General features: G+C 45.7%; 14 protein-coding genes. 7 read left to right on the forward strand and 7 right to left on the reverse strand.

The window, feature by feature from the left end; all coding sequences use genetic code 11:
* Positions 1–231 precede the first annotated feature (231 nt).
* The 3 genes from R7M72_RS09945 (at position 232) to R7M72_RS09955 (ending at position 2977) form a co-directional block, all read left to right on the forward strand.
* Entirely contained in the window at positions 232–1149 is a 918-nt protein-coding gene (locus tag R7M72_RS09945; RefSeq protein WP_005380000.1) for an ABC transporter ATP-binding protein, read from the forward strand.
* Positions 1150–1920: an ABC transporter permease gene (locus tag R7M72_RS09950; RefSeq protein WP_005380002.1), complete on the forward strand. Its 771-nt coding sequence runs from the start codon at positions 1150–1152 to the stop codon at positions 1918–1920.
* A gap of 127 nt (positions 1921–2047) precedes the next feature.
* The gene (locus tag R7M72_RS09955; RefSeq protein WP_005380004.1) at positions 2048–2977 is read left to right on the forward strand and encodes a Kdo(2)-lipid IV(A) acyltransferase; all 930 of its coding nucleotides are present in this window, start codon (positions 2048–2050) and stop codon (positions 2975–2977) included.
* A gap of 53 nt (positions 2978–3030) precedes the next feature.
* On the opposite strand, the gene panC is transcribed toward R7M72_RS09955, so the two are convergent.
* From panC to sfsA, 7 genes are all read right to left on the reverse strand, one after another.
* Positions 3031–3936 carry a pantoate--beta-alanine ligase gene (gene panC / locus R7M72_RS09960; RefSeq protein ID WP_005380005.1) on the reverse strand — a complete coding sequence of 302 codons (906 nt, stop codon included), beginning with the start codon at positions 3934–3936 and terminating at the stop codon, positions 3031–3033.
* A gap of 11 nt (positions 3937–3947) precedes the next feature.
* Positions 3948–4742: a 3-methyl-2-oxobutanoate hydroxymethyltransferase gene (gene panB / locus R7M72_RS09965; protein WP_138939863.1), complete on the reverse strand. Its 795-nt coding sequence runs from the start codon at positions 4740–4742 to the stop codon at positions 3948–3950.
* A 24-nt stretch (positions 4743–4766) separates the two neighbouring features.
* Positions 4767–5252 (reverse strand): 2-amino-4-hydroxy-6-hydroxymethyldihydropteridine diphosphokinase, encoded by a 486-nt coding sequence (folK, locus tag R7M72_RS09970; protein ID WP_054700470.1) that lies wholly within the window; start codon positions 5250–5252, stop codon positions 4767–4769.
* The gene (gene pcnB / locus R7M72_RS09975; protein ID WP_005386589.1) at positions 5249–6616 is read right to left on the reverse strand and encodes a polynucleotide adenylyltransferase PcnB; all 1368 of its coding nucleotides are present in this window, start codon (positions 6614–6616) and stop codon (positions 5249–5251) included. The genes folK and pcnB overlap by 4 nt, the downstream gene beginning before the upstream one ends.
* A gap of 102 nt (positions 6617–6718) precedes the next feature.
* On the reverse strand, positions 6719–7582 hold the full coding sequence (gene gluQRS, locus R7M72_RS09980) for a tRNA glutamyl-Q(34) synthetase GluQRS (RefSeq protein WP_005386586.1): 864 nt from the start codon (positions 7580–7582) through the stop codon (positions 6719–6721).
* 95 nt (positions 7583–7677) lie between these two features.
* Positions 7678–8124, reverse strand: coding sequence for an RNA polymerase-binding protein DksA (gene dksA / locus R7M72_RS09985; RefSeq protein ID WP_005386584.1), 447 nt, complete (start codon positions 8122–8124; stop codon positions 7678–7680).
* A 136-nt stretch (positions 8125–8260) separates the two neighbouring features.
* The gene (gene sfsA / locus R7M72_RS09990) at positions 8261–8977 is read right to left on the reverse strand and encodes a DNA/RNA nuclease SfsA (RefSeq protein WP_005380023.1); all 717 of its coding nucleotides are present in this window, start codon (positions 8975–8977) and stop codon (positions 8261–8263) included.
* Positions 8978–9043: 66 nt separating this feature from the next.
* Here sfsA and hrpB point away from each other — a divergent pair, with 66 nt between their 5' ends.
* The 4 genes from hrpB (at position 9044) to acnB (ending at position 19196) form a co-directional block, all read left to right on the forward strand.
* Positions 9044–11512, forward strand: a complete 2469-nt coding sequence (hrpB, locus tag R7M72_RS09995) for an ATP-dependent helicase HrpB (RefSeq protein WP_318056154.1) — start codon at positions 9044–9046, stop codon at positions 11510–11512.
* Positions 11505–13877 carry a penicillin-binding protein 1B gene (gene mrcB / locus R7M72_RS10000; RefSeq protein ID WP_005380020.1) on the forward strand — a complete coding sequence of 791 codons (2373 nt, stop codon included), beginning with the start codon at positions 11505–11507 and terminating at the stop codon, positions 13875–13877. The genes hrpB and mrcB overlap by 8 nt, the downstream gene beginning before the upstream one ends.
* 122 nt (positions 13878–13999) lie before the next feature.
* Positions 14000–16330: a patatin-like phospholipase family protein gene (locus R7M72_RS10005; RefSeq protein WP_005380018.1), complete on the forward strand. Its 2331-nt coding sequence runs from the start codon at positions 14000–14002 to the stop codon at positions 16328–16330.
* 268 nt (positions 16331–16598) lie between these two features.
* Positions 16599–19196, forward strand: a complete 2598-nt coding sequence (gene acnB, locus R7M72_RS10010) for a bifunctional aconitate hydratase 2/2-methylisocitrate dehydratase (RefSeq protein WP_086047030.1) — start codon at positions 16599–16601, stop codon at positions 19194–19196.
* Positions 19197–19232 lie beyond the last annotated feature (36 nt).

Consider the following 19232-nt stretch of genomic DNA (forward strand, 5'->3'; position numbering starts at 1 on the left):
CGCAACAGTGTCCTGTTGCGTTTTTTTATGCTCTATTTTGTCTTACTCAGAGATAACCTTTACGAGGTAAGGGTTATATTTCCAATATTATCGAAAGGTTTATTTGTAATCATCGTTATTCAACGATAAACTGATGGACCTCCAATACGATACCCAAGGCGATTTTGTAGTAAACCGCTGCTAAATATGAGTCGGTATTAGTAATCACAAACAAACGGCAATCAAGACCTTATGTACGCATTAGAAATTGAACAACTGCGCAAGACGTATGCAGGTGGCTTTGAGGCGTTAAAAGGTATAAGTCTCCAAGTGAAAAAGGGTGACTTCTACGCGCTTCTGGGTCCCAATGGTGCAGGAAAATCGACCACGATTGGCATCATTTCCTCCTTAGTGAATAAAACCTCCGGAACGACGAAAGTTTTCGGTTATGACATTGATACCGACCTCGAATTGGCCAAGCAGAATTTAGGCTTGGTGCCACAAGAGTTCAACTTCAACCAGTTTGAAACCGTTGAGCAAATTGTGATGCAGCAAGCTGGCTATTACGGTGTGTCTAAAGTGTTAGCCAAAGAAAGAGCAGAAAAATACCTGAAAAAATTGGATTTATGGGAAAAACGCCAAGAGCGTGCTCGTAACCTATCCGGTGGGATGAAGCGTCGTTTAATGATCGCAAGAGCTTTGATGCACGAGCCGCAATTACTCATTTTAGATGAACCAACGGCTGGAGTGGATATTGAACTACGCCGCTCAATGTGGGGGTTTCTGAAAGAGATCAACCAAGAGCAAGGAATTACGATTATTTTAACGACACACTACCTAGAAGAAGCGGAGATGCTGTGTCGAAATATCGGCATTATTAATCGTGGTGAGCTGATTGAAAATACCACCATGAAGGCGTTACTAGGTAAGCTAAGCGTCGAGACATTTATCTTGGATATTGAGTCAGAAGTCGAGGTGCCTGAGCTTGAAGGTGTTAATCGACAAAGTATTGTTGATGGCTCTTTAGAGATAGAACTAGATAAAAGCCAAGGATTGAATTCGGTATTCAGTCAGTTAACAGAGCATGGCATTAAAGTTCTCTCAATGCGTAACAAAGCCAACCGACTTGAAGAGTTGTTTGTCAGCATTGTAAGAGAGGGGAGTAATTAAATGTACGGTTTATATTGGACGGCATTTCGCAGCTTGCTGAGCAAAGAAGTCACTCGTTTTACACGTATTTGGGTGCAAACCTTAGTGCCGCCAGCCATTACGATGACGTTGTACTTCATCATTTTCGGCAATCTTATTGGCTCTCGAATTGGTGAGATGAGCGGCTTTAGTTACATGGAGTACATTGTTCCAGGTTTGATCATGATGTCGGTGATCACCAACTCATACTCGAATGTTGCGTCTTCATTCTTTAGTGCAAAGCTACAGAAGAATATTGAAGAACTGCTGGTGGCACCGGTACCAAACTATGTGATTATTGCTGGCTATGTGATGGGCGGCGTGACTCGAGGTTTGTTGGTCGGTGCAATTGTTACTTGTGTGTCACTTTTGTTCGTTGATTTGCAAGTGGAGCACTGGGGCATTATTGTCGCGACTGTCTTCATGACGTCGGTGGTATTTGCTCTCGGTGGCTTGATCAATGCGGTTTACGCAAAAACATTTGATGATATTTCGATCATCCCTACGTTTGTATTGACTCCTCTAACTTACTTGGGAGGTGTCTTTTATTCGATTAGTCTTCTGCCTGAATTTTGGCAAGGCGTTTCTAAGATCAACCCAATCGTCTACATGGTGAATGCGTTCCGTTACGGCTTTTTAGGTGTCTCGGATGTAGGCATTATCACTTCATTTAGTGTACTTGCAGTGTTTGTTGTTGCACTGTATGCCATTGCGCATTATCTAGTAACCAAAGGGATTGGGCTAAGAAGCTAAGCCATTCTCATAAAGCAAAGAGCGGCGATTCACGCTGCTCTTTCGCATGCATAACAATACATACCCATACAATTTTTCGGTTTTTATCATGGTAGGTTTCAATCATTTGTAATAAATGAGTGATCCTATGAATATTGTCCCGCCGCCGCCTTTCTCCTATCAGTTACTTAAGCCCAAATATTGGTCTGTATGGCTGGCATTTGGATCTTTAGCGATTCTTGTTAATGTACTGCCATACGTAGTATTGCGAATCTTAGGTAGAAGCATCGGCTGTATTGCGATGCATGTAATGAAGCGCCGATACAAGATCGCTCTGCGTAATCTCCAGCTGTGTTTCCCTGATTTTACGGATTGGCAATGTAAGGACGTAGTACGAAAAAACTTTCAATATACTGGAATGGCGATCATCGAAACCGGTATCGCTTGGTTTTGGCCAGATTGGCGGATACGTCGGATAACCTCTATTGTTGGAAAAGATCGTTTACTCGCTGAGGAAAAGAATGGACGTGGTGTGTTGGTGGTGTGCAGTCACCATTTAAACTTGGAGATAACCGCTCGTATTTTTAGCCAGTTTGCCCAAGGTTATGGCGTTTATCGCCCAAATTCGAATCCTGCTTATGAGTTTATTCAACATCGAGGTCGAACTCGTTTTGGACATCAAATGATTGATCGAAAAGACGTGAAATCAATGCTCAAAGTTCTGAAGAATGGTCATCGACTTTGGTATTTGCCCGACCATGATTATGGCGTTAGCCATTCTGTTTTTGCGCCGTTTTTTGCTGTTGAACAAGCGGCGAGTACCGTTGGGTCTAGTGTTCTCATTGATGCAACAAAGTGCGCGGTTATATCTGGCGTTACAGTGAGTAAAAATCACCATTACACGCTGTACATTGGAAAAGACATTAGCGAGCGTTTCGAGAGACGTAATGCGGTTAAAGCGGCAAGCATCTTGAACCAAGAGCTTGAGAAAATGATAAAACGTGATATTCCAGCGTGGATGTGGCTGCACAAGCGGTTTAAAACTCGCCCTGAAGGGTTAGATTGCGTCTATACGTAGAGTATAAAAAAGGTCGACTAAGAGTCGACCTTTTTACTTTTATGACTCAGAGCTTACTCTGCGCTCTCTGAGTTTGTATTGTTAGATTCAGCTTCTTCCTTCGCTTCGACAACCATATCTACCGTTTGGTTATCGATAAGACGAGCTTTGCCTAGGAACGCAGACATCAGAATGACAGCTTGTGTCGTTTCTGGTGTGATCACTTGTAATGTACGAGCATCACGAATGAAGATCTCATCAGGGTGCAGACCTGCAGCTCGAAGTTGGTCGCTTGCATCTTCGATGATCGATGCGTAGTCATCGCGGCCACCGCGAATGGCACTGCTGATCCAACGCATTGTACGAGCAAGTACAGGCGCACGTTGACGCTCGTCCAGCGTAAGCAAGCCATTGCGTGAACTCATTGCTAAACCGTCCATTTCACGTACGGTTGGTACACCGATGATTTCAATGTCCATTGCTAGGTCATCAACCATCTTGCGGATAACAGCAAGTTGTTGGAAGTCCTTCTCGCCGAAGCACGCGACATCCGGTTGTACGATGTTAAACAGCTTATTCACTATCGTCGTCACGCCACGGAAATGACCTGGTCGAGACGCGCCTTCGAGAATTGTTGATAGGCCAGGGACATCGACGAAGGTTTGCTTATCCAGACCTTCAGGGTAGATAACTTCTGGTGTTGGCGTAAATACCACATCGACCCCTTCAGAGGTTAACTTGCTTAAGTCTTCCTCTAGCGTGCGTGGGTAATTATTTAAATCGTCTGCACGATCAAACTGCATCGGATTAACAAAGATGCTTACGACAACGATATCAGCGTATTCGCGTGCTTTACGCACTAAAGTTAAGTGGCCTTCGTGAAGGTTGCCCATGGTAGGGACAAACGCCACTTTACGACCTTCACGTTTAAAGGTTTTAAGGTGTTCACGAACTGCTGAGATTTCCGCAAAAGTTTGCATGCATTTATCCTCTAGGCAATGGTATGAGCGTCGTCTGGGAATACACCGTTGGCTACATCTTCAATGTATTTAGTAACGGCTTTGCGCATATCACCTGTTTCAGCAAGAAAGTTTTTGGAGAATTTCGGCATGTAGTTGGCAGAAATACCAAACATATCATGCATTACGAGAATCTGGCCATCTGTTACGTTACCTGCACCAATACCGATAACAGGAACGTCAAGCACTTGCGTAATACGTTCAGCAAGCTCAGCTGGTACGCATTCTAGTAAGACGATTTGAGCGCCTGCTTTTTGTAGCGCTAATGCGTCTTTTACCATGCGGTCTGCTTTTTCTTGATCGCGACCTTGGATTTTGTAACCACCAAAAATATTAACAGCTTGAGGAGTTAAACCAAGATGAGCACAAACTGGAACTGATCGTTCAGTGAGCATTTTCACCGTGTCGACAAGCCAGTCACCACCTTCAATTTTTACCATATTGGCACCAGCACGCATCAGTTTAGCCGCATTTTCGCAAGCTTGCTCTGGCGTGGTGTAGCTCATGAATGGCATGTCTGCCATCAACAAACAATTTGGGCTACCAGCGCGTACGCAACGAGTATGGTAAGCGATATCATCGACCGTTACTGGTAGAGTATCGTTGTGACCTTGCAAAACCATACCTAGAGAATCACCGACAAGAAGTACTGGCATTTCTTGGCTTTCAAACAGTTGGGCAAAGCTCGCATCATAAGCGGTTGAAGTAGCAAATTTACGACCTTCTTGCTTCCACTTGATTAGGTCGTTGATGGTCATTTTTTTCATGGTTTTATCCTTACTAGGAGTTGGCTATGACTGCCAGATACTGAGGCCGTTTCTATCTACTTGTTCCAGTAGTTTAGAGACCTCGGTCCCATCAGGGAGTTGTAAATTTGGTGCAATTTCCGCAAGAGGGTAGAGTACGAATTCACGCTCTTTCATTCCATAATGAGGAACGATCAGCCTCTCGGAATTAATCACCTCATTGCCATAAAGCACAATGTCGAGGTCCAAGGTTCTTGGTCCCCAGCGTTCGTCTTTACGGACACGCCCTTGTTCTTGCTCTATAGCTTGTGTGCAATTGAGCAATTCAATAGGCGTCAAACTGGTGTTAATAGACACAACCGCATTGATGTAATCCGGTTGGTTTTGTGGCCCCATTGGCGTGCTGCTGTATAGCGAAGAAGCTTGAACAAACTCTGATTTAGGCAGCGTTTTTAATGCTTCAATCGCTTGCTTCGCTTGGCTGACAGGATCAGCCAAGTTACTGCCTACCGCAATGTACGCTGTAATCATGATTTGGGCTTACTCTTTTTCTTGCGATAAGTTTTACGGCGGCGCTGGCCTGTTTTCGGTGATTGACCGTCTAAGTCGGCAGCCATTGCTTGACGCATTTCTCGGCCTGCATTTTGAAAAGTTTCCCACCACTTGGCAAGCTTCTGAGTGTCACCACCTTCAATTTCACCGCGCATTTCAAGAAAATCAAAGCCAGCTCTAAATTTATTGAGCTCCATAAGACGGAATGCACGTTTACCGTTACGTCGTGGAAGACGAAGCTGTAACTGCCAAATCTCGCGAATGGTTGCGGTGTGGCGTCTTGGAATGGCAATTGTGCGAACTTGCTCGTCAAGAATGATGTTGCTCGCTTCCATAATGGCGTCGTAATGGCCTAAGTTGCGCTCTTCCATCAGTTCATCGGCTTTCGCACACAGTGGGTACCACAGCATTGCAGCAAACATAAATGCTGGATTGATGCGTTTCCCATCTTCGATGCGCATGTCGGTAGAATCTAGGACAAGATCCAACATCTGCTCAGTGTGAGAGGAGTAATCTTCTGTAAAGTGCGCTGCAATCGTCGGGAATAGTTGCTGGAATAGGTTGTACTCACGCAGTAGGTGGTAGGTTTCTAAGCCATGACCGGATTGCAATAATTTGAGTGACTCTTCAAAAAGACGCGCTGACGGAATGTCACCGAGCAACGGTGCCATGTGTTCGATTGGCGCTGCGGTGTCTTCTTCAATATCAAAGTCTAGTTTTACCGCGAAACGAACCGCACGCAGCATGCGCACAGGGTCTTCACGGTAGCGTGTTTCTGGATCACCAATCAGTCGAATTAGGCGATCTTCTAAATCTTCAATACCACGTGCGTAGTCGTGAATCGAGTAATCTGCGATGTTGTAGTACATCGAGTTAATCGTGAAATCACGGCGCTCAGCATCTTCATCGATGGTGCCGTAGACGTTGTCACGCAGCAGCATACCCTCTTTTGATTGCTGAGAAATGCTCTTATTCTTTTGCTCTTGGTGGTGACCACGGAATGTCGCAACCTCAATGATGTCTCGGCCAAACATAATATGAGCCAAGCGGAAGCGGCGACCAATCAAACGGCAGTTACGAAATAGCTGTTTGATCTGTTCCGGCGTTGCGTTGGTCGCAATGTCAAAATCTTTTGGTTTTTGTCCAAGCAGTAAGTCTCGAACCCCGCCACCCACAAGAAAAGCATCGAAACCAGCACCATTTAGGCGGTACAGTACCTTCAGCGCATTATCACTGATCTGCTTACGCGAAATGTTGTGCTCTTCACGAGTTATTACATTGAGAGCGAGCTCTGGAATTGTGGCAGGTTCGCTTGGTGTATAGTCGTTTGTATTCATGTGCATCTGGCAATAACTGGGTTTAATCCAATCTTGCTTTGGTTAGTTTTATACGCCTCTAGGGCCTAATTTGCGGCTAATGATAGCCTACACAATGCCATTTGAGAATCACGGTGTGATCTCGATCTCTGCTGGAAGCTGTTCCAAGCGCCAGTTTTCGCAGCCCCAACGAAGAATATCTTCTATGTTGGCCGCCCTTACGGTTTCAGGTATCTCGAAACCTAAAAATGTCATGGCGCGCAATAGAGTAGGTTTTGGTGTATCTATATCAATAGCCGTCGCGTGATTTTGTTTCGACAATTTATTGCCGTTGTTGTCCATCGCCAATGGTAAATGCAAGTAGCTAACTTCAGGCTGACCAAGTATTTGGTACAGGCTAATTTGACGCCCTGTCGGCTCGATTAAGTCTGCACCTCGCACGACTTCTGTGACGCCTTGGTCGATGTCGTCCAATACTACCGCAAGATTATAAGCAAATAATCCATCTCGACGTTTAATAATGAAATCTTCATTAACGAGTTGCTCTGGAATAGTAATGGTTCCCCGCTTTTGGTCGAGGAAATGAGCGACAGGCTTGGTCATTTTTAGGCGAATCGCGCCGTCTTTCAAGTTTTTATCGCGGCAAGTGCCAGGATAAAAACCGCCATGCTCTTTAATTTGCTTACGAGTACATTGGCAATAATAGGCTTCCCCATTTTCGAGCCATTTGTTTATTTGAGCTTGGTAAAGGTCGTGACGTTCGCTCTGGTATACCACTTCTCCATCCCAATGCAGCTGATAGGCCTTGAGTGCCTCCAGGATAAGTTGCGCTGCACCTGGCATTTCTCTTGGTGGGTCTAAGTCCTCAATACGTACTAACCAAGCTCCGTTTTGTGCTTTCGCTTGAAAATAACTGCCAAGAGCGGCAATCAGTGAACCAAAATGCAGTGGACCAGAAGGAGATGGGGCGAATCGACCTACATAGCGTGTCATGCGTGTATCTCGAATTTAGTAAACAAATAGGGTGCGAAGATAGCCAAAACAAAAAGGGAGCCTGAGCTCCCTTCAACAATCATAATGCTGGGTGATTAACCTTGCATTTGCTTCTCTTTGATTTCTGCAAGTGTTTTACAGTCAATACAAAGGTCAGCGGTTGGACGTGCTTCAAGACGGCGAACGCCAATCTCTACGCCACAAGACTCACAGAAGCCAAAATCGTCTTCTTTGATTTTATCCAAAGTCTTTTCAATCTTCTTGATCAAACGGCGTTCGCGGTCACGGTTACGCAGTTCTAGGCTGAACTCTTCCTCTTGAGAGGCGCGGTCAACTGGATCTGGGAAGTTTGCTGCTTCGTCCTGCATGTGGTGAACAGTACGATCCACTTCAGCTCTTAGCTGGTCGCGCCAAGCTGTTAAGATTTTCGTAAAGTGTTCAACCTGCTCTGGTGACATGTACTCTTCACCAGGTTTTTCCTGATATGGCTCCACGCCGGCAATGGCTAGGATGCCTATCGTTTTCTTCTTTGATTCTGGCATACAGCATCTCCTACTTACACCTAGTCAACTGCTACGCAGTCAATTTAAGGCGGGTATCTATAGCAAAAAGAGGCGGTGCAAGCAAATACTGAATCGCAAAGTTATCGTCAATGTGAAGACGACATCATTTTTTCTCTTAATTGATAAAATCAATAGCGGAAATCAGCTTCATTCCAGTATCGCTCAGTTCAGCTTTGTAGCAGAGAACTTCCACTCCAGCGTCTTGTGCTTGTTTGAGTAATAGTGAATATTTCGCGTCTATATGGTGCGCCGCGGATACTTTTTCAATACCTGAATGTAAAACAGTGAATAAAAGTATGGCTCTACTTCCATTTTGTGCCATTTCTGTGAGCTCTCTCAGGTGTTTTTGTCCCCGAGTCGTGACCGCATCTGGGAAGTATCCTTGTCCAGTAGAGTCGGTCTCATCAAGAAGAGTGACGCTTTTCACTTCTATATAGCACTTTGGCTTGTCGTCTGCGCTGAGCAAGATATCAATTCGGCTATTTTCATTGCCGTATTTCACCTCAGTTTGAAGTGTGTCATAACCATAAAGCTCTGAAATGACATTATTTTCAATAGCCTCTACGGCTAATTGATTGGCGCGCGCGGTGTTGATACAAATACGGTGGCCTTGTTCGGTCTCACTCAACTCCCAACTATTGGGGTATTTTCGTTTCGGGTTGTCGGAAGTAGAAAACCAAACTTTGTTTCCGGGCGTTGCACAACCCGTCATTGCACCTGTATTTGCGCAGTGGATTGTACGGATTTCACCAGTATCGAGCTCGATATCGGCAAGAAAGCGTTTATAACGTTTGAGTAGAGTGGCGGACTCTAAAGCGGGTGTGAAATGCATTTGCTTATTTAGACAAAAAATTTTTTATGTACAATGTTGCCACCATTACACCATAAGGTATTTCCTTTGTCACAATTGCCGATTGAAGCCGTGATGCCTGAGTTGCTGACGGCGGTCAAAAATCAACATCAAGTGATCTTAAAAGCGGCGCCTGGTGCCGGTAAGTCGACTTACTTCCCTTTGCAGTTACTCTTAAATCATTCGGTTGCTGGAAAAATCATCATGCTTGAGCCAAGACGACTCGCGGCGCGTAACATTGCCCGTTATCTTGCTGAGCAATTGGGAGAGCAAGTAGGTCAACGCGTGGGTTATCGAGTCCGTGGTGAGGCAAAGGTAAGTTCTGCAACGCAGCTGGAGATCGTGACCGAAGGGATCATGACTCGGATGATTCAAACGGACCCGGAGTTGGATGGGGTTGATCTACTGATCTTTGATGAGTTTCATGAACGCAGCATTCATGCCGATACCGCTTTGGCATTCAGTTTAGAAGTTCAAGAGGCATTGCGAGACGATCTCAAGCTGGTGGTAATGTCGGCAACGCTTGACCAACAAGCATTACAATCGCTGTTGCCAGAAGCCAGTTACATTGAATCTGAAGGGCGCAGCTTTGATGTGGCAATGCGTTACCAGCCGTTAGGTGTGAACGAGCATTTACCTACGAGTATGGCAAAAACAATAGAAAGTCTTATGAACAAAGAGTCCGGATCTTTGTTGGCTTTCCTGCCGGGTGTTGGTGCCATAAAACAAGTTGAAGAGCGGTTGTCTCATTTAGCGGATGATATCGACGTATGCCCACTTTATGGTCAACTGAGCTTTGCAGATCAACAAAAAGCGATTACGCCAGCAGAACAAGGTAAGCGTAAAGTCGTTCTAGCGACCAACATTGCAGAAACTTCACTAACGATTGAAGGCATTCGCCTCGTCGTTGATTCTGGGTTAGAGCGTATTGCCCGCTTTGATTTGAAAAACGGTTTAACACGCTTAGAGCAAACACGCATTGCACAGTCTTCAGCGATTCAGCGTGCAGGACGAGCGGGACGAATAGAAGAGGGCATTTGTGTTCGTCTTTATTCTGAAAGCCAGTTCAAGCAGCAACCGCTGGTTCCCCAACCCGAAATTTTGCATTCCGATTTAGCTAGTTTAGTTATGGAGCTTGCCTTTTGGGGAGCGAGTGATATCCACGATCTAAAGTGGCTTGATGTTCCCGCTAATGCGTCATTGGAACAAGCGAAGCAGCTATTGGTGTCATTGGGACTACTGACGGAAAAAGGGCAATTAACGTCCGAAGGAAAACAGGCGCATGAACTAGGCGTTGAGCCTCGTGCGGCTGCGATGCTAATTAAAGCGCAATCTTACAGTGATAAGATGTTAAATGCTGCTTTGGCGGCGGTCGCACTGATTGAAGAGCCAGAGAGGAGTGTTACCAATATCGCTCATAGCTTGCATCGTTGGCTTGTTGGTACTCATCCAAAAAAGTCGATGTTGTTCAAGCGTGCTCAATCTCTAGCGTACAAATTGGATACGGTATTTGACCTGAAAGGCGTGGATGAAGATGCATTACCGCTGGTGTTAAGTTTGGCATTTCCAGATCGCATTGCACAGCAGCGCACAAATCAATTTGGGCGATTTACTTTGGCTAATGGTCATGGTGCAGAATGTCGTCAGGAAGACATGCTAGGTGGCTGTGAGTATTTGGTTGCCGTTGACTTAATGCGTTCTCATTCTAATTCAAGTCAAATTCATTCGGCATGTGAATTGGATGTCAATATATTGCGAACGACCTTTGATACGCTATTTTCGTCTGAAGAAGTAGTGGACTGGGATGAAAAAAGAGGCCGTCTAATAGCTGAGCGACAAACAAAACTCGGTCTGCTGGTCGTTGAACGCGAGCCGTTGCCAAGCCCGGGCAAAGAAAAAATGACACAAGCTTTACTCACGTATGTCCGCCGCCAGGGCTTACAGAGTCTAAACTGGACACCGGCAGCGGAGAGCTTGTTGGCTCGGATTCGTTGTGCGGTGGAATGGTTACCTGAGCAGTCATGGCCAATGTTTGATGAAGCCAGTTTGCTGGATTCATTAGAGGAGTGGTTAGAACCATACATGACGTCTGTCAGTTCGGTTAAAGACCTGAGCAAGATAAACTTGGTCGAAGCACTTAATGCTCGATTAGGTTGGCCACTCAATCAACAACTGGATGAATGGTTACCTGAGCATTACCAACTGCCCACAGGTTCAAAGAAGCGTATCCGTTACCAATATGGCCATGAGCCGATATTATCGGTGCGTATGCAAGAAGTATTTGGGGAGAGTGGTTCCCCAACGGTGGCTCTTGGCCGCAAGCGTTTGGTGCTTGAACTGCTTTCACCGGCACAACGTCCATTGCAAGTAACGTCGGACTTGGCGGCTTTCTGGAACGGAAGCTACAAAGACGTTCAAAAAGAGATGAAAGGGCGCTACCCAAAACACGTTTGGCCAGATGATCCTGCCAATCATGTAGCAACAACGAAAACAAAAAGACAATTGAATAATGACTGACAGCAAGAAGCCTAGCGCGAAAAAAGCGCCAGCGAAGAAAAGTACAACCAATAAAGGAACCGCAAAACAGACTCGACGTACGCCGAGTAAAAAACCGACTAACGAGAAACGTTCGTGGTTGAAAGTTCTGTGGTCGTTTAGCTGGAAAGCTGGCGTTGCACTTGCCGCTGTTTTGCTGTTTGTTGGGATTTACTTAGATAGTGTGGTGAAAGAACGCTTTGAAGGCCAGCTGTTTGAGCTGCCAACGGTGGTTTATGCCCGTATCTTGAATCTAAGCCCTGGTGAGAATATCACCATCCAAGAACTGCGCAACGAGCTAGATGTGTTGAATTACCGTAAAGTGAGTCAACCTCGTTACCCAGGCGAATATTCCTCTTCTTCCACTCGGATTGAATTGATTCGCCGTCCATTCGAGTTTGCCGATGGTCCCGAGCCGGATCGTCACATTATGCTGCATTTCTCTGATTCCGGCTTGCAACGTATTCAGTCTTTAGAATCTCGAGGAGACCTTGGTTACTTGCGCCTAGAACCGAAGATGTTGGGCATGCTGGAGAAAGACCGTGATGAACAGCGTCTTTTCTTACGTCGTGATCAGTTCCCTGAAATTTTAGTGGATGCACTGCTTGCGACCGAAGACCGGGATTTTTATCAACATGACGGGGTGTCACCGCTGGCGATTGCACGTGCATTGGTTGCGAACATTAAGGCCGGTCGTACTGTTCAAGGTGGTAGTACGCTGACTCAGCAATTGGCAAAAAACCTGTTTTTGACTCGTGATAAAACACTGTGGCGTAAAGTTCGAGAAGCGTATATCGCGCTAATTTTGGATTACCGTTACAGCAAAGATCGTATCTTAGAAGCCTACCTCAACGAAGTGTACCTAGGTCAAAGTGGAGGTGAAGCGATCCACGGGTTTGGCTTGGCGTCGCGTTACTATTTTGGGCAGCCAATTCAGGAGTTGCGAATCGATCAGCTGGCGATGTTAGTTGGGATGGTAAAAGGACCGTCTTACTACAACCCAATTCGTTACCCTGAGAGAACGAAAGAGCGTCGTGATCTCGTTCTGCGCCTGTTAATGCAGCAAAACATGTTGACTTCAGAGCAGTATGAACAAGCTGTAAGTCGTCCACTCGATACGCAAAGCAAGCCACGTATTGCGAGCCGTCAGCCAGCTTATTTCCAACAATTGAGCATTGAATTAAAAGAAAAAGTTGGGGAGCGATTTAAAGCAGAGACCGGACTGCGCGTGTTTACGTCTCTGGACCCAGTATCGCAAAGCAAAATGGAACAAGCTATCGCGAAAAAGATCCCAGAACTAGCTAAACGGGGTGGTAAAGAGTTAGAAGCCGCTGCTGTGGCCGTTGATCGCCATAGTGGTGAAATCCGTGCGATGGTTGGTGGTAAACGTGTCGGTTATGAAGGCTTTAACCGAGCGCTCAATGCCAGTCGTCCAATTGGTTCTTTAGTGAAACCAGCGATTTACTTAACGGCTCTAGAACAACCGGATAAATACAACCTAGGCACGACGCTACACGACACGCCGTTAAGTCTGAAGAGCAGTAAAGGTAACGTGTGGACGCCGCGCAACTACGATAGAAAATATCGTGGTGATGTGCCACTTTACATTGCTTTAGCGAAATCACTTAACGTACCAACCGTGCGCTTAGGTATGGCACTTGGCATTCCTGAAGTCTCCAATACTTTAGAGCGTTTGGGCGTGAACAAAGACGAAATTCGCCCAGTGCCTTCGATGTTTTTGGGTTCGTTTTCTTTGACGCCATTCGAAGTCGCACAGATGTATCAGACTCTGACGAATTCAGGTAAGCGTGCAAAACTGACCGCTCTGCGCTCAGTCATGGATATGGAAGGTAATGTGCTGTATCAATCCTTGCCTCGTTCATCAAGAGCCGTGGATGAACAAGCTGCATGGCTAACGACCTACGCGATGAAACAAGGGGTTGCTCAAGGCACTGGCCGCTTCTTACAAAGCCAGTTTGGTTGGGCTGCATTGGCAGGAAAAACGGGTACCAGTAATGACAACCGCGATAGTTGGTTTGTCGGTGTTGATGGTCGTGAGGTGACGACAATTTGGCTAGGCCGCGACGATAATAAACCCGTGAATCTAACGGGGTCGAGTGGTGCATTACGAGTGTACGCAGAGTACTTGAAGCAGCGTATTCCTGAGCGCTTAGAGCTCCCATGGCCAAGAGAAATCACCACATTAGGGTTCAAGCCTACATCTGATGGAGGTTTAGAAATGAACTGCCGTAGTGATTACAAACTGCCGGTTTGGGATAAAACCGGTCAGATAAAGCAACAGTGTGAGAAGAAATCAAACTGGTTAAATAGCATATTTGATTGGTAGCATCGCCAAATCAACAACATTAGCTTGTTTATCTGATTAATTCTTAGTACATATTAGGGCGTGTTAGTACAGTACTGCTAGCACGCCCTACTTGATCAGATATTCAATAAAGGAAGAAGTGAATGTTCAAAAAGCTGTTATCAAGCCCATCGGTTCGCAACTTTGCGCTTTGGGTTAGTACCTTTTTGATGATCACTCCTTCTGTTTCCCTCGCAAACTCTCTAACAAAAACGGATGACTTGGAACCTCGACCAAAGGTGGCGGTTGTGCTCGCTGGTGGCGGAGCGAAAGGGGCGGCACACATTGGGGTTTTAAAAGCATTGGAAGAAATGCAGATCCCTGTCGATATTGTGACCGGTACCAGTATGGGCGCCTATGTGGGTGGGCTCTATGCCACGGGGATGAGTGCTGATGAAATTGAGAGTTTTATCTACACCGTCGATTGGGGCAGCGGTTATCGAGATCGTGTTGACCGTAGCCAACGTCGAGTTCGTGACAAAGAGTATGAAGACCGCTATCAAATTAATACCGATCTCGGCTTAAGGTTCGGTGAGGTACGAGCACCAACGGGTGTGGTGCAAGGCCAGAACATGTTGCGAGTATTGCGTGAGACTACAGGGAACTTAGGGCGATTCGATTCTTTTGATGATCTTGCCATTCCTTATCGTTCTGTTGCGACAGATATTCTTGCCCTAGAAGAAGTCGTATTGGGCAATGGTTACCTTGTGGACGCCATGATGGCTAGCATGTCTGTACCAGGAGCGCTTCCTCCCTATAAGCTCAATGGCCATATGCTTGTTGATGGCGGCGTCGTCAATAACATGCCTGTCGATGTGGCTCGCGCCATGGGGGCTGATGTCGTTATTGCCGTCGATATTAGCACCGATTACAAAACCGAAGATGAATTTACGGGGCTGTTTACTGTCGCGGACCAACTCTCTAACTATCTCGTTCGTCGTAGTACACAACAGCAAGTGGACGAGCTTGAACCTCAAGATATCTATATTCGTCCCAATGTGGGCACCATGGAAACTGTCGAGTTCGACAAAATGCCTTGGGCTTTTCAAGCTGGGTACGATATTACCAAGCAGTTAAAAGACAAGCTGAAAGGGTTGCGCTTGTCCAATGCGGACTATCAAAAATACATCGATCGCAAACAAGAAGTTCGTAAAACTTTGATTTATGGTGATCAGCGTGTGGTTGATGACATAGTGATTGTTAATAACACGCACTACAGCGATGTGTTGTTGACGAATCGTATTGAATTAGAAACCGGACGTCGTATTTCAACGGCCGAAATTGAGAAAGCCGTTGAAAACCTCTACGCGTTAGATAGGTTCGAGCTCATCACTTATCACTTTGAAGAGGTGGATGGTGAGACATTGTTGGTTTTTGATGTTAACGAGAAGTCGTGGGGGCCTAATTATCTCAACTTCCGATTTTTTCTTGAAGATGACTTCGATACAGATAGCCAGTACGGCATAGGAATATCGACCAACTTTACCAATTTAAACTCTCATGGCGCGGAGTTGGCGTTCAACGTAGAAATGGGCACGGATAAGCTGATTGAAGCTGAGTTGTATTCCCCTGTTTTATCTAGCCAAGAACTTTTTGTATCGGGGCGAATTTCCTATGGTAGTGAGAGCCGAAACTTACCTTTAACAGAGCCTCAAGCACCAGATTTAGAGTCAGTAAATGACTTTTTTCCGGTCACTTACGATGATTTTACAACAGAGTTAGCGATAGGTATCCAACCCACATTGTGGCAAGAACTTCGATTTGGCGCTCGCTACTCAACCGGAGATATTGAGCTTTCTACTTTGGCTTCTGCTGGTAAATTGGATTTTGAACGTCGTGGCCTGTTTGCCAATTATCGCCTAGATACACTTGATGATTTCGCATTTCCGACTCGTGGGCTTTTAGTCGATCTCGAATATTTAGTGTCTCATGATCAAAGTCCTCAAGGCGTTAGCCTTTTAGAAACTGACAAAATTATTGAAGATACCGTTTATGAAATCTCTGCACGATTTAAAGGTGCAGTGAGTCATCAGCGTCATACTTTAGTCGGACATGCTGAATATAGTTTTGTAGAGAGTAAAAACTCATCTTTACCGCTTGATCCCAGAGAGTTGGGCGGCTTCTTAAGCCTATCGGGAATCCCAAGAAATAGCCTGATCGGACAGAACTTATTTTTCAGCAGTTTGGTGTACCGATATAAGTGGTTTGATAATGATTTCGGATTGTTTGAAGCTCCAGTCTACCTGGGCGCATCGGTCGAATATGGCGGTGTTTGGTCTGATAATGATCTGAAACTAAACGAAGCGCCGCTTTACAATGCTGGCTCCATCTTCTTTGGTGTTGACTCACCAATAGGACCAATAATGTTGGCATACGGTCGTACCGAGCAAGATTTGGATGCTGTGTATTTGATCGTAGGAACATCGTTTAATTAATCGGGTATGAGAAAGCAAAAACTTGGCATATTTGGTCAAAATTAGCAGAACTTTAGTCGTAAGTTGCTATGTTGGTCAAAATGATAAGATTTTAATTTAAGGTTAAATTTGCTATTATTTTGCCCACAGTTTGGCCTCTACGGCGCTGTTTCTCAATCATAATTGAATGAAAACAAGGGCAATGGAGAGCCAAGTTTCCAAGGATGTTCACTCCTTTACTTTAACAATAGTAATAATAGAGGAGGAACCGCAATGAGAGGAAAAAGTCGTGCTTGAAGCCTACCGTAAACACGTCGAAGAGCGTGCTGCTGAAGGAGTTGTTCCTAAACCGCTAGACGCAGAACAAGTTGCTGGACTTGTAGAACTTCTGAAAAATCCCCCGCAAGGTGAAGAAAAAGTCATTCTTGACCTACTTGAAAACCGTATCCCTCCAGGTGTTGATGAAGCTGCTTATGTAAAAGCGGGTTTCCTAACAGCAGTAGCAAAAGGTGAAGTTAAATCACCATTAGTGAGTCGTGAAAAAGCGGCTGAACTGCTAGGCACTATGCAAGGTGGTTACAACATCGAACCGCTAGTTGAGCTATTGGATGATGAAGCACTGGCAGAGATCGCAGTAAAAGCGCTGTCTCATACGCTGCTGATGTTTGATGCTTTCTATGACGTAGAAGAGAAAGCGAAAGCAGGCAATGCGCATGCACAGAAAGTACTTCAATCATGGGCTGATGCTGAGTGGTTCCTTTCTAAGCCTAAGCTTGAAGAAAAAGTCACTCTAACCGTATTTAAAGTAACAGGTGAAACGAACACGGATGACCTTTCACCTGCACCTGACGCTTGGTCTCGCCCTGATATCCCAGTACACGCACTGGCGATGCTTAAAAACGAGCGTGAAGGAATAAACCCTGATCGACCGGGTACTATTGGCCCGATCAAGCAAATTGAAGAGTTAAAAGACAAAGGCCATCAATTGGTTTACGTTGGTGATGTTGTTGGTACTGGCTCTTCACGTAAATCTGCAACCAACTCAGTGCTTTGGTTTATGGGTGATGATATCCCTTACGTTCCAAACAAACGAGCTGGTGGGTATGTGCTTGGTGGCAAAATTGCCCCTATCTTCTTTAACACAATGGAAGATGCTGGCGCACTACCAATCGAAGTTGACGTAACTAAGCTCAACATGGGCGATGTTATCGATGTTTACCCATATGAAGGTAAAGTTTGCAACCACGAAACTGGTGAGGTTCTAGCTGAGTTCTCGCTAAAAACAGAAGTACTGATTGATGAAGTTCGTGCTGGTGGTCGTATCCCATTGATCATCGGTCGTGGTTTGACAGACAAAGCGCGTCAATCGCTAGGTCTTGAGCCTTCGGACGTATTCCGCAAACCAGGTGAAATCGCAGATTCTGGCAAGGGTTACACGCTTGCACAGAAAATGGTTGGTAAAGCATGTGGCGTAGAAGGCATCCGTCCTGGAACCTACTGTGAGCCGAAAATGACGACAGTAGGTTCGCAAGATACTACTGGCCCTATGACTCGTGATGAACTTAAAGACTTGGCGTGTCTCGGCTTCTCTGCTGATCTTGTCATGCAGTCTTTCTGTCACACATCGGCTTATCCAAAACCAGTAGACGTTAACACTCACCATACACTTCCGGACTTTATTATGAACCGCGGTGGTGTATCTCTTCGTCCTGGTGACGGTATTATCCACTCATGGCTAAACCGTATGCTACTACCGGATACTGTCGGTACGGGGGGTGACTCACATACTCGTTTCCCTCTGGGTATTTCATTCCCAGCCGGCTCGGGCTTGGTTGCCTTTGCAGCTGCGACAGGCGTTATGCCGCTAGACATGCCAGAGTCAATCTTGGTTCGTTTTAAAGGTGAGATGCAACCGGGTATTACACTGCGTGATCTTGTTCATGCCATCCCTTACTACGCGATTCAGCAAGGTCTACTAACGGTAGAAAAAGCGGGCAAGATCAACGAATTTTCTGGCCGTATCCTTGAGATTGAAGGCTTAGAAACGCTAACGGTTGAGCAAGCATTTGAGCTTTCTGATGCATCTGCAGAGCGTTCGGCGGCAGGTTGTACTGTGAAATTGTCTCAAGAGTCGATCGAAGAGTACTTAAACTCTAACATCGTGATGCTGAAGTGGATGATCTCTGAAGGCTACGGTGATCGCCGTACTATCGAGCGCCGTATTACTGCAATGCAAGAGTGGCTAGCAAACCCTGAGCTGATGCAAGCAGATAAAGACGCTGAATACGCACATGTGATTGAAATCGATATGGCTGAAATCAATGAGCCAGTACTATGTGCACCGAATGACCCAGATGACGCTCGTTTGTTGTCTGAAGTACAAGGCACAGCGATTGATGAAGTGTTCATCGGTTCTTGTATGACGAACATCGGTCACTTCCGCGCAGCAGGTAAATTGCTTGATAAGTTCAATGGCCAGTTAGCGACGCGCCTTTGGGTAGCGCCACCAACAAAGATGGATAAAGACCAACTGATTGAAGAAGGCTACTACGGTATCTTCGGACGTGCAGGGGTTCGTATTGAAACGCCAGGGTGTTCACTTTGTATGGGTAACCAAGCGCGTGTTGCAGATAAATCAACAGTAATGTCGACTTCAACGCGTAACTTCCCGAACCGTCTGGGTACTGGTGCGAATGTTTACCTGTCGTCAGCTGAGCTAGCTGCAGTAGGTGCAATTCTAGGTAAGATTCCAACCAAAGAAGAATACCTAGAATACGCGAAGCAAATCGACGCTACGGCAACGGATACGTACCGCTACTTGAACTTCCATAAAATGGATCAATACACCAAGAAAGCGGACGAAGTGATCTTCCAAGAGCCGGCATAATCAGAAATGCATAATTCAAAAGCACCTCACATGAGG

The sequence above is a fragment of the Vibrio sp. YT-18 genome (assembly GCF_033337345.1).
Lineage (GTDB): Bacteria > Pseudomonadota > Gammaproteobacteria > Enterobacterales > Vibrionaceae > Vibrio > Vibrio alginolyticus.

Bases quoted from the DNA above. Each gene is read 5' to 3' on its own strand.
- R7M72_RS09950 (WP_005380002.1), top strand. From the start codon at position 1,150: ATGTACGGTTTATATTGGACGGCATTTCGCAGCTTGCTGAGCAAAGAA.
- panB (WP_138939863.1), bottom strand. From the start codon at position 4,742: ATGAAAAAAATGACCATCAACGACCTAATCAAGTGGAAGCAAGAAGGT.
- R7M72_RS10005 (WP_005380018.1), top strand. From the start codon at position 14,000: ATGTTCAAAAAGCTGTTATCAAGCCCATCGGTTCGCAACTTTGCGCTT.
- panC (WP_005380005.1), bottom strand. From the start codon at position 3,936: ATGCAAACTTTTGCGGAAATCTCAGCAGTTCGTGAACACCTTAAAACC.
- dksA (WP_005386584.1), bottom strand. From the start codon at position 8,124: ATGCCAGAATCAAAGAAGAAAACGATAGGCATCCTAGCCATTGCCGGC.
- R7M72_RS09955 (WP_005380004.1), top strand. From the start codon at position 2,048: ATGAATATTGTCCCGCCGCCGCCTTTCTCCTATCAGTTACTTAAGCCC.
- folK (WP_054700470.1), bottom strand. From the start codon at position 5,252: ATGATTACAGCGTACATTGCGGTAGGCAGTAACTTGGCTGATCCTGTC.
- gluQRS (WP_005386586.1), bottom strand. From the start codon at position 7,582: ATGACACGCTATGTAGGTCGATTCGCCCCATCTCCTTCTGGTCCACTG.
- mrcB (WP_005380020.1), top strand. From the start codon at position 11,505: ATGACTGACAGCAAGAAGCCTAGCGCGAAAAAAGCGCCAGCGAAGAAA.
- R7M72_RS09945 (WP_005380000.1), top strand. From the start codon at position 232: ATGTACGCATTAGAAATTGAACAACTGCGCAAGACGTATGCAGGTGGC.
- pcnB (WP_005386589.1), bottom strand. From the start codon at position 6,616: ATGCACATGAATACAAACGACTATACACCAAGCGAACCTGCCACAATT.
- sfsA (WP_005380023.1), bottom strand. From the start codon at position 8,977: ATGCATTTCACACCCGCTTTAGAGTCCGCCACTCTACTCAAACGTTAT.